At 54.7% G+C, this 14,497-nt stretch carries 8 protein-coding genes and 5 pseudogenes; 1 reads left to right on the top strand and 12 read right to left on the bottom strand.

The genetic code is table 11. The features are described from left to right. The 8 genes and pseudogenes from JCM15764_RS21990 to JCM15764_RS05495 form a co-directional block, all read right to left on the bottom strand. Window positions 1-222: hypothetical protein (locus JCM15764_RS21990; protein ID WP_243688423.1), on the bottom strand; the 222-nt coding region annotated here is incomplete at its 3' end. A 491-nt stretch (window positions 223-713) separates the two neighbouring features. After that, window positions 714-1,901: a cardiolipin synthase gene (cls, locus tag JCM15764_RS05525; protein WP_054693437.1), complete on the bottom strand. Its 1,188-nt coding sequence runs from the start codon at window positions 1,899-1,901 to the stop codon at window positions 714-716. A 94-nt stretch (window positions 1,902-1,995) separates the two neighbouring features. Further along, complete coding sequence (locus JCM15764_RS05520) at window positions 1,996-2,217, bottom strand: NifU family protein (RefSeq protein ID WP_012646841.1); 222 nt, start codon at window positions 2,215-2,217, stop codon at window positions 1,996-1,998. A gap of 59 nt (window positions 2,218-2,276) precedes the next feature. Next, window positions 2,277-3,676 (bottom strand): annotated as a pseudogene (locus JCM15764_RS05515) (aspartate ammonia-lyase). 51 nt (window positions 3,677-3,727) lie between these two features. After that, window positions 3,728-4,366, bottom strand: a complete 639-nt coding sequence (locus JCM15764_RS05510; protein ID WP_054693436.1) for an HAD family hydrolase — start codon at window positions 4,364-4,366, stop codon at window positions 3,728-3,730. Between the two features lie 94 nt (window positions 4,367-4,460). Beyond that, window positions 4,461-5,608 (bottom strand): annotated as a pseudogene (locus tag JCM15764_RS05505) (class I SAM-dependent methyltransferase). 46 nt (window positions 5,609-5,654) lie between these two features. After that, window positions 5,655-6,687 (bottom strand): annotated as a pseudogene (locus JCM15764_RS05500) (helix-turn-helix transcriptional regulator). Then, window positions 6,674-8,043, bottom strand: a pseudogene (locus JCM15764_RS05495) (DEAD/DEAH box helicase). Before JCM15764_RS05495 ends, JCM15764_RS05500 begins: the two co-directional pseudogenes overlap by 14 nt. Window positions 8,044-8,215: 172 nt before the next feature. On the opposite strand from JCM15764_RS05495, the gene trmB reads away from it, so the two are divergent. Then, on the top strand, window positions 8,216-8,845 hold the full coding sequence (gene trmB / locus JCM15764_RS05490) for a tRNA (guanosine(46)-N7)-methyltransferase TrmB (protein ID WP_054693433.1): 630 nt from the start codon (window positions 8,216-8,218) through the stop codon (window positions 8,843-8,845). A gap of 16 nt (window positions 8,846-8,861) precedes the next feature. Here the strand turns inward: trmB and JCM15764_RS05485 are convergent, their stop codons facing one another. From JCM15764_RS05485 to JCM15764_RS05470, 4 genes and pseudogenes are all read right to left on the bottom strand, one after another. Next, entirely contained in the window at window positions 8,862-10,517 is a 1,656-nt protein-coding gene (locus JCM15764_RS05485) for a HAMP domain-containing methyl-accepting chemotaxis protein (protein ID WP_054693430.1), read from the bottom strand. Continuing rightward, entirely contained in the window at window positions 10,510-10,923 is a 414-nt protein-coding gene (locus JCM15764_RS05480) for a hypothetical protein (RefSeq protein ID WP_054693427.1), read from the bottom strand. The genes JCM15764_RS05485 and JCM15764_RS05480 overlap by 8 nt, the downstream gene beginning before the upstream one ends. 91 nt (window positions 10,924-11,014) lie before the next feature. Continuing rightward, window positions 11,015-11,314 (bottom strand): hypothetical protein, encoded by a 300-nt coding sequence (locus JCM15764_RS05475; protein ID WP_054693424.1) that lies wholly within the window; start codon window positions 11,312-11,314, stop codon window positions 11,015-11,017. A gap of 90 nt (window positions 11,315-11,404) precedes the next feature. Then, window positions 11,405-14,352: pseudogene (locus JCM15764_RS05470) on the bottom strand (NAD-glutamate dehydrogenase domain-containing protein). Window positions 14,353-14,497 lie beyond the last annotated feature (145 nt).

Here is a 14,497-nt window from a genome sequence, read left to right as displayed (position 1 = left end):
CTCCTCTTCAGCCTTGACCCTGGCCGCTTCCTCTGCAGCCTTCCGTTCCTCCTCGGCCTTGATCCTTGCCGCTTCCTCGGCAGCTTTCCGCTCCTCTTCGGCCTTGATCCTTGCTGCCTCTTCAGCAGCTTTGCGCTCTTTATCGGCCGCAGCCTTTGCTGCTTCTTCAGCTTTTTTTCGTGCTGAGTCTTCCTCGACACGGCGCGTTTCTTCGTCTTCCATAGCTGCTGTTTTTTCTGTGGCTGCCTGTTTTCTGGCAGCAACCTTGCGGCGCTTACCGGACGGATAACGCGGATGCCGCGCAGCACGACTTCCCTCAAGGCAACACTGTAATTCAGGTCAACATGCTCCATTTCGAAGCCCATGTCCTTTAAAAATTCCAGGGCTTCCTCCAGCAGCAGTTCAGTTCCCGCCAGGATGGCTGCCTCACCTGCAGCAGTGTAGACAAGAGCTTTTTTGCTGTTGCGGGTGGCGAGTGCAACATACACCTGCAGCGATTCACCTTCTTTAATTGAACAGATGAATGCGTCGTATAGCTGCTTGGGAAGGCCGTTTGGGGTGATAGCAACGGCAGATCGCGATTTATGAATGTCTGTAATGTCCGATTCTGCTGCTTCTATGCAGTCAACGGATTCTTTCAAAGTGAACATGGAAACTCCATAAACAGGACTGCCGTGATAATAACATTAAAATTTACAACTTTATCAAAAAATTCACAAAAACCAGCTCACCGGTGCGCAGACCCGCTCCATCATGCGTACCAACCAGCCACGCTGCTCATGTTCGGCAAGTACAATCCTTTTTGATCTTGCCAGGTCAGCCATCAGCATCTGCGAAACCTGCGCGCCGAACGATGGGCTGTCGACAATGACATTGACCTCATAATTGCGATGAAAACTGCGCTGGTCCAGATTGGCCGAGCCTATCACCGACCAGCAGCTGTCGATGATCATTACCTTCGCATGAAGAATGGTTCCTTGACGTTCGTAAATTTCGATGCCGTTCTTCAACAGCGATGCGTAATAGCTTCTGCTGACGAGGCGGACTATGGGGACGTCGCTTTTGGCCGGGAGGATGAGGCGCACCTGTACTCCACGGCCGACAGCGCGAAGCAGAGAGCGGATTACACGTGGTCCGGGGACAAAGTAGGGATTGGCAATGACGATGCTTTCCGAAGCACCGGCAATGGCCATGCGGAAGGCGCTGCGAATGAATGAACGGTTATGGTGGGGGCCACCATTGACGATAAACACTTCGTCCTCACCGGCACTGTTCAGCAGGTAAGGATCAGCACAACCTTCAGGGATGGTCGACCTTTCTCTGTGCCAGTTTTCCCGGAAAAGCCGGTTCAATTCGAGTACGGCAGGACCTTCAAGGCGTATCCCCACATCGCGCCAGCGGTCGAAGTCCTCGCCGCATCCGGCATATTCATCACCGATGTTCAGTCCTCCGGTGAAGGCTGTTCTGCCATCGATGACGACAATTTTCCGGTGATCGCGCTTATCGAACCAGCCTATACCCTTGCTGAAGGTGGGGGGATTGAAGGGGCAGCAGACGATTCCCCCTTTTTCCAGCCCGCGAAAATATGCACCGGGGGTGTCGAAGCAGCCGATATAGTCGTAGAGGAGATAAACCTTTACCCCGCGTTCTGCAGCCTGGAGAACGGCATCTGCCAGAGCACGGCCGGTATTGTCGTCACGGATGAGATAGAATTCGAGGCAGATTACCTTTTCTGCCTGGCCAATTGCCTGAAACAGAGCAGAAAAAAACTCTTCCCCGTTTCTGAAGAGCTCCACCCTGTTTCCTCTGGAGGCAGCGGCATCGGTGTTTCTTCTGAACATGTTGAAGAAGCGGGGGGTGCGAAAGATGCGATATTTTCTTTTCCGCCGTATTAGGGACATGGAATCAGCCAATGCAGGTGAGGTAAAAGTCTCCGGGTTGCGTATATAACCCGAAAAAAGTAAAGGCGCGGTTTAAAGCCCGCGCCCAGGTGAATCAGACGGAAATTACTTCTTTAACTCCCGGCACTTTTTCTTTCAGGGTTCTCTCAATACCCATTTTGAGGGTCATGGTGGACATGGGGCAATGGCCGCATGCTCCCACCAGTTTAACTTTGACGACGCCGTCTTCACCGACCTCGACCAGTTCAACATCACCGCCATCCGCCTGCAGATTAGGGCGGATTGTATCGAGCACTTTTTTTACATCTTCGATCATTTCGTCTTCTCCTTTTATTTTGCGTTGCTTATTAGTATAGAACGTATTGCCCTCGTTCATCAAGCCTTTCCAGGCACTCCCGGATTGGTGAGTGGATACGGATCCAGGATCTGCGCGAGTTCTTCCGGTGACAGGAGGTTCCGGGCAAGAATTACCTCTTTTATGCTCTGTCCGCTGTTCATGGATTCCTTGGCCACTTCCGCTGCCGCAGCATAACCCACATAGGGGGCAAGCACCGTTGCCAGCCCCACCGACTCTTCCAGAAAACGGCCGCAGCGGTTTTCGTTGGCGGTGATGCCCAGGATGCAGTTTTCTCTGAATTTGGCGATGGTGTTTTTCAGGATCTCCAGGGAAAAAAGGAGGTTGTAGGCGATAACCGGCATCATTACATTCAGTTCCATCTGTCCTGCCTGGGCGGCCAGGGTGATGGTGGTATCGGCGCCGATCACCTGGAAGGCCACCATGTCGGTCACTTCGGCCATTACCGGGTTGACCTTGCCCGGCATGATCGATGAGCCTGGTTGCAGCGGAGGAAGATTGATCTCGTTGAAGCCGGTCCTGGGCCCTGAGGAAAGCAGGCGCAGGTCGTTGGCGATTCTGATCAGGTTGACGGCAAGCCCTTTGAGGGCTGAACTGAGGACAACGAAGGGTCCATGTTCTGGGTCGATTCTATCAGGTTACCGGCATTCATCACTGGCAGGCCCGTTTCCCTGGCAATTTCCTCCACCACCAGTTCTATGTATCGCGGTTCCGCATTGAGACCGGTGCCCACAGCGGTCCCGCCGAGACCCAGCTTGCTCAGGTCCGGCAGGCATCGATCAAGGCCGGCCACGTTCTTATCCATGGCAACGGCATAGGCCTCGAATTCCTGGCCGAGGCGGATCGGCACAGCGTCTTGCAGGTGGGTGCGCCCGGACTTGAGAATGTGGTTGAACTCTCGCCCTTTTGCAGCCAGAGCATCACGTAATTGCTCCAGTTCATGGCGAAGGAGGGCTACCATTTGCAGGGAAGCGAGGCGCATGGCAGTGGGAAACACATCATTGGTGGACTGGGCCATGTTCACATGATCGTTGGCGTTGACCTGTTCGTAACTGCCGATCGGGCAACCGAGAAGCTCATTGGCACGGTTGGCAAGAACTTCATTGGCATTCATGTTGTGGGAGGTGCCGGCACCCGCCTGAAAAGGGTCGACAACGAAATCCCCGGCAAATGCGCCGGCCAGGGCCTCGTCCGCCGCCTGAATGATGGCCGTGGCAATCTTTTCATCCAGACGGCCGGTGGCCATGTTTGCCTTTGCCGCGCATTTCTTGATGATTAGCGTTGCCCGGAGCAGAGCTGGGTGGGGTTTCAGGCCGGAAATGGGGAAATTGGCCACGGCACGGGCCGTCTGGGCGCCGTAATATGCCCCGGCCGGGACCTGGACTGTGCCGAGAGTATCTTTTTCCTGACGGTTTACCATTAGTTTACCTTTTACCTTCTACCGTCTGCCGGCCGATTACCTTCCTGCTGCTTATAGATTGTCCTTCGCCAGAAATTTGGCCAGTGAAAGCAGCTCGATGACGCTGCTGACGAGAAAGACGGCGCTGCCCATGCCCGCTGGAATGCGCAGGTCAACATCATAGCGGTCGCCGATAAAAAGGCACTCGCCGGGATCTCTCCCGATTTGCCTGAAGATATGTTCCAGGGCTTCCGGGTCAGGTTTTGGCCGCCAGTCATCTTCTATGGTAAAGACCCTGGTGAACAGCCCCTTTACCCCGATCAGCTCCATGATGCTGCTTGAGAGGCGCAGGTTGTTGTTGGTGTAGATATACATCTCGAACTTGTTGGCGAGCCCCTTCAGCATTTCCCCTACCCGACGGTCCCGGGAGAGGAAGTCACCGGGGGTGATTTCCTCGGAGAAGCGGTTGTGAAGGGTTCGCAGATCGCCGCCCAGGGCGAGAATGGTGTGGCTCAAGGTGGAATCCAGCCCGGTGGCCCGGGAAAGGTCCCGTCTCGTCTGGTTTATCAGTTCAGCGGCTTCTTCGTTGGTGATGCTTTTCAAATCGGAGACATATCTGCAGGCGGCACGTGATATTTCCATGCCCAGGTCGTTGTTGACATAGAGGGTCCCGTCCAGATCGAAGATCAGAGCTTTGATATCGCTTTGCACGTGAGGTTGTTTCCTTTCTTCCGGCTGTATGTCTGCCCAATGCCATCAGCAGCTGATTTTCAGACTAAAAGTCTAGCAACCGGATGCCGCACTGTCAAAATTTTCCCCAGTCTCTCATGCACAACAGACGAGGATCTTCAACTTCTTTTGCCTGGATGAGGACGCGAAAGGTGTCACCCATGCCGCCGTCCGGCAGCATGAGCTTTTTCAAGGCCAGGCGAGTCTTCAAAAGTTCCGTTTCCGTCGCCCCGCTCTTTTCCAGGGTGAGCATCTCCTCCATCAACCCCGCTCCCAGCAAAAAACGGTACTGTTCGCCGAACCAGACCTTGCGCAGTCCATGCTTCTCACCTTCACTGACAAGTGCGGTGAAATTGACGTGGCTGGTTATGTCCTGGGCTCCGACGCGGGTATACGGGTCTTCGCAGGTGGTGTGCTGATAATAGCAAAGCAAAGTGCCGTTCTTGCGCATGGGAGCATAAAGCTCATCTGCTTCATAGCCATAATCGATGGTCATGACAAAGCCCTTTTCCAGGGTGTCTGCCACCGACTTCAGCCAGCCCGTAGCGGCAAGATTTATTTCCCCCCGCTGTCCGGCAAGAAGAGTCACGCCGTTTCCTTTCAGATAATCGGCCAGATCCGGCGTGGACGGCTCATCGAGCATCTCGCCGAACTCGCCGTCAATTGCCGTCACATAAACTTCCATCAGTCCGGCAGGAGTCATCTCCACCAGGTGCACCGGCATGGCATCGATCAGCTCGTTGGAGAGCACGCAGCCCGAAAAGTGCAGTCTGCCCGCGGCAAGATCCTCCGGCGCCGACCAACTGAGGCGGGCAAGATGCCGGGAAAGTTTTTCCTGCTGGGCCTCTTTGAGGTCGGTTCTTTTTCAATCAGGCGGTAGGTCAGGACGTTGTAGAAGGAGCGGTTTGTCTCGGCGATGGTGTCCAGGATATCCCTGGCCAGCTGTCCGCCCCCTGCTCCCGCTTCGGCGATGGTGAAGCTCTCCGGTTTACCGAGAACCTCCCACATTCTGGAGATTTCCCTGGCAATGAGGCGGCCGAACATCAGATGCACGTTCATGCTGGTGTAGAAATCGCCTTCCGCGCCCACTTTTCGCCCGGGCGAGGTGTAATAACCGAGGCCCGGCTCATAGAGGCAGGCAGTCATGAAATCGGCGAAGGTGAGCCGTCCTGCCTTCCTTATCCTCTCAAGGAGAATATTTTTTAAGGCTGGTGTACTTTCCATCTGGTCTCCAGAAAATGTAACTTTATAAAACAAGGGTGGTCAATTGTCAACGTGACAACCCTTGGCCGCAATCAGGGGGAGGAGGGAATACACCATAGATGCCGGTCATTTCCATGGCGATGGCCTTCAATTCTTCCCGCAGGCCGGCCGGTTCCAGAACCTCCGCATGCCGGCCGTAGGAGAGGATCCAGGCAATCATTTCCATCTTTCCTCCTGCCGTAAAGGAGAGGACGATGCTGCCATCCTGCTCTTGGCGGATCGTTTGCGTCGGGTGCCAGACCCGGTCGTTGATGGTATGGGCAATGGTGGGGGAAAAGCGGATGCTGACCGCCATCGGTGCTTCTTCCACCATGCCGAATGCCGATTTGAACTGGTCCTCCGGGCGGAATTCCTCCGGCATCTCGAAGCGTTCCTTCGTCACTTGGACTTTTTTGATCCGTTCAGCGGCGAAGGTGCGGATTGCCCGGCGGTTGTGGGCATAGCCCAACAGGTAGAGCCTCCTTTGTTGTAGATAAGGGTGTAGGGATCGACCTGGTATTCTTCCGCCGATTTTTTGGTGGGGGGCCCATAGGTGATGATTAACCGGTACTGGTAGAGAAGAGCGTCGCGGATGGCTTTCAATTGTTCGGCGACGCCGCTGTAGTCGCGTCCCCCCTGCAAGAGCGGCAGGGATACCCGGGCTATGCGGTCCATATGGGCGGCATAGCGGGGAGGGAGAACCGAGTTGACCTTGTGAAAGATGGCCTCCATGTCGTCGTGGAAGGACGTGCCCTTGAGAATGTCAAGCTGGGAACGGAGGAAGGAGAGGGTCATCAGTTCCTGGAGAGTGAAGTTGATGGGAGGAACATCCTTGAAGCGGGTGAGGAAGCGGTAGGTCTTCGAGCCGTTGACCCAGTCGGAGACCAGCGGGTAGCCGGCCTCCTGGATGGCGTTCAGGTCCCGGTGATGGTGCGGCGGTTGACTCCGCCTTCTTCGGCCAGTTCTTCAATGGTGATGCCATGGCGGGCCTCGATCAGGCGGATGATGTCATGGAGCCGTCCGGCCTGGGAATACTTCTTTGCCGGCTTACCCTTCTGCATTTGGCGCCTGTCCCCCTTCACCGGCAGGATTCTTCCTCTTCGGACGCCGTCGCCTTTTTTTCTTTATTGCTTCTCCCTCTGCCGTCGCGGTTTCAACCGGTTTTTCCACTGTCTTGGCTGGAGGTTTCCCCCCCGACTTGCCGTGGTTTCTACCCCTTGGTTTAGCTGCAGGTTTCGGTTCAGACTTAGGCCGCGGTTTGGTCCGCTTGTAATCATGGACAAACAGCTCATCTTCGGCCCATTCCACCGGGATCTTTTCCTTGATGTATTCGTGTATGTCCTCGATGTGGAAGGCCCCGTCTTCGTCGGCCAGGGAGATAGCTTTGCCCTCGGCCCCGGCCCTGGCGGTACGGCCGATGCGGTGAACATAGTCTTCCGCGTCCTGGGGCAGGTCATAGTTGATTACATGGGAGACCCCATCGATGTGCAGACCCCGGGAGCAACGTCGGTGGCAATCATGATGGGAAGCTTGCCGTTTTTAAAGTCCTCCAGGATACGCATTCGCTTCCGCTGCTCCACATCGCCTGAGATGACCCGCGCCGGGAATTCGTTGGCGTTGAGACGGTCGTAAAGGTATTCCGCTTCCCGCTTGGTATTGACGAAGATCATGGTCCGGTCCATGCCCTTTTTCCTCAAAAGTCCCAACAGCAGCGGGAATTTCTCCTTCCTCGCCACATGGTAGAGGACCTGTTCCACCCGCTCCGCTGTCATTTGCTCAGGGGTGACGGCCACCTTTTCCGGCACGTTCATGAACTCGTAGGCCAGCTCCATGACTCGCTGGTTGAGGGTCGCCGAGAACATCAGGTTCTGCCTCGCGTCAAAGGGGGGAAGACGGCGGAGGATGAAGCGCAGGTCGGCAATGAAGCCCATATCGAACATGCGGTCGGCTTCGTCGATGACCAGCGCCTCGATGTTCTTGAGGCTGTAGACCTTCTGCTTCAGGTAGTCGATGAGCCGTCCCGGTGTCCCGATGACAATATCCACCCCCTCCTTGAGGGCATTCTTCTGTTTCATGTAATCGACGCCGCCATAGATGGCCTGGATGTTGAAGCCCGTGTATTTGCCAAGGGCTTGTGCATCCTTTTCGATCTGCACCACCAGTTCCCTGGTCGGGGCGAGGATCAGCGCCCGTGGATGGTGTTCGGTGCCGGCTTTTTCCTGGTTCAGCAGTCTGGTGAAGAGGGAGATGAGAAAGGCGGCGGTCTTGCCGGTGCCGGTCTGGGCCTGGCCAGCCACGTCTTTTCCTGAAAGGGCCGGAGGCAAGGCCTTTTCCTGAATCGGCGTACAATCGGTAAAGCCGGTGTCGGCGATGCCCTTCAGCACCTGTTCCGGCAGATTCAAATCGGTGAATTTCATGTGGATTATCCTTTTATTGCCTTATTTCAAGAGGATATCATTAACATACCATCGTGCAAATGACAATGGAAAGCCTCGGTCGGGGCCGGGAATGGGGCACTGCAGTAAAATCACCTTCACCAGGCAGGTATCGTGTGTTATGTTAGTTTCCAGCCACATGAAAGGACAAATAATGCAATCCTTCATCCACATCGAATCCCCCAACTACCTGAAAACCGAAACCCTGGCCAGCCCGGCCGACTGGTCGGCTGTCTTCGGCAACGACCGGCCGCTGGCCCTGGAAATCGGCTGCGGCATCGGCGATTTCATGGTGAAAACAGCCATGGATATGCCGGAGACCAATTTCATCGCCATTGATTACTACAATAAGGGGTGTTACAAGACCTGCCGCCGCATCGATCTCCACGGGCTGAACAATGTGCGGGTACTGCGGGAGGAGGCACGGCAGTTTATCACCGAGCGCATCGCCAAGGGCTCCTTGTCGGCTGTCTACATCAACTGTCCAGACCCGTGGCCGAAGAAGAAGCACCGTAAACGGCGGTTGGTGAACCGCCAGTTCATGGAATTCCTCCGGGACTACCTGGCTCCTGGGGCAGATTTCTATTTTGCCACTGATTTCGACGACTACGGTATTGACGTGGCGGGGATGCTTCCCGGCGTGGAGGGATTCGAGAACTGTCTTGCACCGGACCTTTACCGGCATGAGTTGGAGGGATACCATCTCTCCAAGTACATGCTCAAGTTCATGGAAGAGGGGAAGCGGATCTACTTCGTGCACTATGGGAAAACAGGGGCCCTTTGATCAGGCGCCTGTTTGACTAATCTTCCTGAAACTGTTCGACAGCTGCCTGCAATCTGCCTATCTGCCTCCCGAGCTTGTCAAGGGAGTCATTCAGAGTCTGTACCGAACTCAGTTCTTCATCTGTGGCAATGCGGATATTTCCCACCGAATTTATGATGCGCTCACTTCCCTTGCCCTGCTCCTGTGTTTCGACCATGATCTGACTGATCATGTCGCTCACATGCTCGGTTGCCTTAGTGATCTGTCCCCCCACGAGACATTGCTCCTGGGTGGCGTTTTTTACGATCCTTGCCAGGTCTCCCATGCTTGAGGCGGCCTTTTGAACTATTTCTCCACCTTTCTCCTGCTCCCGGTTGGCCGTTGCAATCTGGCTTGCCATTTCACTCATCTGATGCATGGCCGCACTGACATACTGACTGGTGGTCGCCTGTTCATCCATGGACCGAGCAATCAAGTCGACCCTTTGTGAATTCTGTTTCACTCCCTCGACGATCTTGATGAGAGCCTCTTCCGAGGATCGGGAAAGTTTTTCTCCCTGCGCAACCTGGCTGGTCGCATCCTTGATGGCCTTGACTGCGCGCTCCGTTTCCCCCTGAATGCCGCGGATGACGTCGGCGATCTCCCTGGTGGAATTCTTTGTCCGGTCAGCCAGTTCTTTGATCTCATCGGCCACTACAGCAAAGCTCTTGCCGTGCTCGCCCGCCTGCGCCGCAATGATCGATGCATTGAGGGCAAGCAGGTTTGTCTGGCCGGTCACCTCGTCGATGACCGCCAGAATGGTTCCGATATTGTCCACATTGGCAGACAGATTGTTGATGGCGTCTGCAGTGACCATGGTTGAAGAGTTGATGGCCTTAATGCCCTCGATGATGGCGTCCACCGACTGTTTCCCGTGGTTGGCGTCATTCAGTACCTGCTCCGCTATCAACACGCTTTCTCTTGTCGTCTTCTCAACCTGCTTGATGGTGGCATCCATCTGGGTGGCAGATGCGGAGGTATTTGACGCCGAGTCAGACAGGGTAGTTACGTTGGCGCCAACCTGGTGAATGGCTGCCGTCATCTGGGTAACAGAGGCGCTTACCTGTTCCACCATGTCGGCAAGAGCGTCCATGTTGATAGCCGTCTCTTCGATGCCGGCAACCATTTCCGTAATCGAGGAAGAGGTCTGGGAGGCGGAAGAGGAAAGACCATCGACACTGCCGGTAACCTTTTTCATGGATGAACTGATTTCCATGACTGCAGCTGAAGTCTGCTGAACATTATCCACCTGCTGCCTTGCCGAAACCACAACCTGGGTGGAAACCTCTTGCAGCGTTGATGAAATCTGTGCCAATTCATTGCTGGACTGGCGGACACGATTGACAACCATGCTCAGATTTTCAGTCATGTTATTTATATCAACTGCGAGCTGACCTACCTCGTCGGATGTGCCCACTTCCAATTTCTCTGCCAGATCCCAGTTTGTCGTCACATGCTGGATGTGATTTCGCAGGGAAGTGAACAGTTTCATGCTTTTCTTCAAGGATAAATAGAGCGGCAGCAGTGCTCCTGCCATGATGCCTGCGAAAAGCAGTATATTGATAAGGATTCCCTTCCAAATGGAAGTATAGAGCGGAGAGACATCTTTTGTGGAAAGGAGGATGCCGGCAGCGGCGCCGGACGCGTCAAGCACAGCTGATTCCGATCACATATCTGCTGTTGCCGAGGGCGACGGTTTGCACAAGATCTTTTTTCAGGCCCTGGTTTAACTTTTGGCCCAGCTTGGCCGCCAGTTGCAGTGTCTTTTCAGGGGCTGTCGATTCGAGAATAGTGAAATTGCCTGCCTTTTTCTTGTTTATCTCCGCCTTCCTCAGTTTGATGAAGTCTTCCACAAGAAAAAGGCTCACGTCATTGCCGGTAATCCCCTTCATCTGGTCAAAAACGTGGTCGATTTCCTGGGCTACTTCCAGATACCCGACCGGGCTCCCTGCGTGGGAAATGGGACGGACGCTGCGCAGTGAGAAGAAATTTTTTCCCATTTCGAGGCCGCTTGCTATATTGCCGGTGGCAGCCGCCTTAAGATAGGTCTCCCTTTGCAACCGGTCTCCTGACTGCTCGGGCTTGTGGCTCTCAGAAACACCGTGCCGCCAGGTTCGATGAAATAAAGATGGGTAATGTTGTTGTTCTGTTTCAGTTCTGCGAGAACTGCCGTAGCGTTTTGCACGAGGAGCTCGCGGTTTTTGCCGCAAAAGGGGCGATTATGTCATCGAGCCGGTCCAGGCCCGAATGGGCGCGAGCAAGTCCTTCGCCGTCGATGGCGATGATTGATTTGAAAAGCCGGCTCTCATCGTGGGCCAGTTGGCTATGACTCTGCTCTATTTGGCGTAACTGGCTAAAGTAGCTCCATAAGCCCATCACCAGACTTCCAGCGAAGAATATGCCGGCCAGGGTAACCAACACCCGCTGCTTAATGGTGAACCCCTTCTTCATGAAACCCCCTCTTCAGTCATAATAGAAAAAGGGAGGAGCAAATGTTGTACCGTGCTCATTAGGTGAGGGTCCTTCAGGATATGAAGACGCTTATCCGTGGCCTAAAGTCCGCAACAGGTGCAGTCTGACGGCATCGGCGAATGCCTCGTCCCGATCACCCTCATAGACAAGCGATGAGCCTATCTCGGCTGCCAGGATGGCAAAAAGGTATTTCTGAGGCAATTTTTTGACACGTTGCCGGTAACGGGGCTCCTCCCTGAGCATGCGGGGGAGGTGATTGAGAATGGCTTTGCGGAACAGCGGCTGCAGGCACAGCTCCGGGTGGCTCTGGAAATATCTGAAGAGGCGGGTGTAATGACCATTGATCTCGCTGCTCAGTGCATCGGAAATTTCCGTGTAGAGGAGTAGCGGGTCCTCCCGGTGGCGTTTCAGAATGATCCTTGCTTCATCGGCGGCTCTTTTCTCCAGGATCTGCAGCACGTCTGACACATACCGGTCCTTGTGCTCCATGAACTCCTGTTCGGTCAGGAGCAGATTGGCTATGATCTCGTAGGAAGAGGAGATGACGCCGCATTTGTTGGCCGAGGCATCGCGCATGATGATGACCCCCTTTTGCTGCAGCTGGACACGGGCTTCCGGCGTGAGAAAGGAATTGGCTCCCTCGATGACGACCCTGGACGATGGTCTGCCGTCGGCCAGGAAATACTGCTGCCAGTTGTCCCGGTCGATGGTCTCGGGGCGTCCCCCTGCGGGTATGAACAAATCGGCTTCCACCGTGAAAGGCAGGCTGTCGAACTCCCTATGAAACTCATCATTGGAGATCCACTCCTCTGCCAGACCGGTTTCGGTTTTCCTGACCTTGCGGTAGAGCTCCTTTAACCCGTCCTTGCGGCTGCCGGTGCGAAAGAGCATGAATCCCCCCTGGTGCAAAGCCGCCGGATCAAAGGCATCCAGATCGTTTTTCAGCACTATCCGCGAGAGCTCGTTCCGGTCTGCCCCTGAAGGATCAAAGAGGGCAGCCGTGCCGTCGAGGATGAGGCGGATGGACATCCGGGGACAGCGGTCGAGCATGATGCGCATGGCGTTGCCGGCCACATCGCCGTTAGGCCCGCCGGTGAACTTGACGCTGAAAGGATCCCGACCCATTTTTATGCCCAGATCCTCCATGGTGATCTCGGCGAACCGCACCACGCCTGTGGAGGTTACGCCATACTCTTTGTGGTTGATGCCCACTTTCTTGCTGGAGATGATGCCGATGCCGAGCATGTAGCCCCTTTGGGCGGAAAGTCTGGCGATGGTTTCGATCATGGAGTCGTGCATATTTTCATCGGGCCCTATTTCAATGGGCTCGTCTTCCCGATAATAATCCTTGACCCGAGGATCGCTGGCAATACCGCCGTCGGTTATGAAAATATCCAGGAAGGCGTTGATGATGCCGTATTGCAGCTTGTAGAGGCGCCAGGTCTCCATTTCCCGCTCCCGCGGACTGAGATCGGAAACATTCAGCACCATCACCAGTTTGGAGCCCCCCTCGTAAATATCCTTGTTTTTCAGGTGCTGTGTATGGGCGAGAACGAAGTTTTCCCGAAAGAGGGTGCTGACTGCTGCACGAAAATCATCATCGTTGCGGGCGATGATCGTGCGCCAGCCTCCCCGGGCGATGTCGGAAAAACCTATGTGATAGCCAAAACCGAAGCGACTGAAGAAAAAGGTAATGCGAAAAGGTATTGCCTGGGGCAGGTCGGCGGTGAATTCGGGGCCAAGTGCGGCCAGGTAGGCAGGGTCCAGGCGAAAAGCCAGGGCTTGTTTCTCAAGGACGAAAAAATTTGTCTTTAAAGTATGGGTGATGAAGACCAGGCAAGAGCGGAAGATCGTCCGGCGAAGTTCGTCAAAATGTTTATGCCCGGTGTTGTACTCGTCCACCTCCCGTTTGGTTTCGGCGAGCATCGTTGCATAAGTGGCTTCAGTAGTACCGGTTGGATCGAAGCGTGTCCGGAAAAGACGGACCAATTGCAGGGCCATTTCCGGATGTGAGTGGAAGGCACTTTTCACTTCCGATTCATCGAATCTATCAGGATTGTTGTGGGACAGACTGGTATGACAGAAGGCCATGAAGGCGCTGATCAGGGAAGCATCTTCGCCGTTCATCAGGCTGTTCATGACCAGATCACGGTACAGCAGGGATTTCGTGGATAAAATCTGGGTATTGTAGAGCTCCTGCTGCAGACGGGTGAAAACCTGATCCTCTTTTGCCAGCGGTTCTCCGTCCCGGTGCAGCACATAGAACGTGCCGAGGAAATATGGGTGGACGCCGTTGGAGACGGTCAGGCAATAGGCACGGTTGACGGCCAGCGACAGCCGGTTGAAGACCTCCATGACCTGAAAGAGAAAATCCTTTTGCGGGGGATTGCCGACAGCAAACAGGATTCTGGACTCCCTGCCGCCCGGCAGTTGTTCCAACCCCAGATAAAGCCCCCCCTGCTGATTACCCCTTTGGAGCAGCTGCAGAATCCGGGCAACCCTGATCGGCGGCGATATCCTGACATAGTTCTCATTATTCAGCCAGAGGATGCGGAGTAGCCGGTCCAGGTCTTTCAAATCAAAGGCGGGAAACCGGCTCTTCAGCTCGCTGACGATCTTTCTTCTGATTGGAGACGGTACTTCCACGTTCCTGCCGCCAACTATCTCTTCATTACTTTTGCGGTCGAACTCGAAACGCTGGATTTCCAGTGCCTGTTCCATGCCCGGCATCAATCCTTGGGAATGGGTAAACATGGCATAGGAAATATCCCGCTCCTGAAACCGGCGGAGTGAATCATACAGGGTTCCGGGAGCATTGACCATGGCCATGATGAAGGTCTTGTCCCGGTCGGCAAGGATCAGTCTGCGGTTTTCCCGCAGTGTCCCCAGTCCCTTCTCCAGCAGGGCGAGTGCTCCGGTTCATCCTTCATGGAGATGAAAAAGTAAGGGTTCATCTGCTCTTTGAGCCAGTGAACGTTTGCGTTTTCGCCTTTTTTCCCGGTGATTGGACTCTTCATTGCTGTCGCCTCCCTGGCGCCACGAGCTGGCGCTCCATACCCCCTGAGAGTATATCCTTAATTAGAAAATAAACCATGGGAGTGGCAGGGATGCAAGGTGAAAATTAGAGGGAAGCAGCGGAGGCAATTGGCAGACAGCATGCAA

It is taken from the genome of Geotalea toluenoxydans JCM 15764 (genome assembly GCF_001311985.1).
GTDB classification, from domain to species: Bacteria; Desulfobacterota; Desulfuromonadia; order Geobacterales; family Geobacteraceae; genus Geotalea; species Geotalea toluenoxydans.
The sequence above is the reverse complement of the archived record's forward strand: the minus strand, read 5'-3'. Positions and strand labels throughout refer to the sequence as shown.

What these genes read in the sequence shown, in the direction of transcription:
- JCM15764_RS05475 (WP_054693424.1), bottom strand. Translation starts at nt 11,314, where the DNA reads ATGAAGAAGGGGTTCACCATTAAGCAGCGGGTGTTGGTTACCCTGGCC.
- cls (WP_054693437.1), bottom strand. Translation starts at nt 1,901, where the DNA reads ATGTCCCTAATACGGCGGAAAAGAAAATATCGCATCTTTCGCACCCCC.
- trmB (WP_054693433.1), top strand. Translation starts at nt 8,216, where the DNA reads ATGCAATCCTTCATCCACATCGAATCCCCCAACTACCTGAAAACCGAA.
- JCM15764_RS05520 (WP_012646841.1), bottom strand. Translation starts at nt 2,217, where the DNA reads ATGATCGAAGATGTAAAAAAAGTGCTCGATACAATCCGCCCTAATCTG.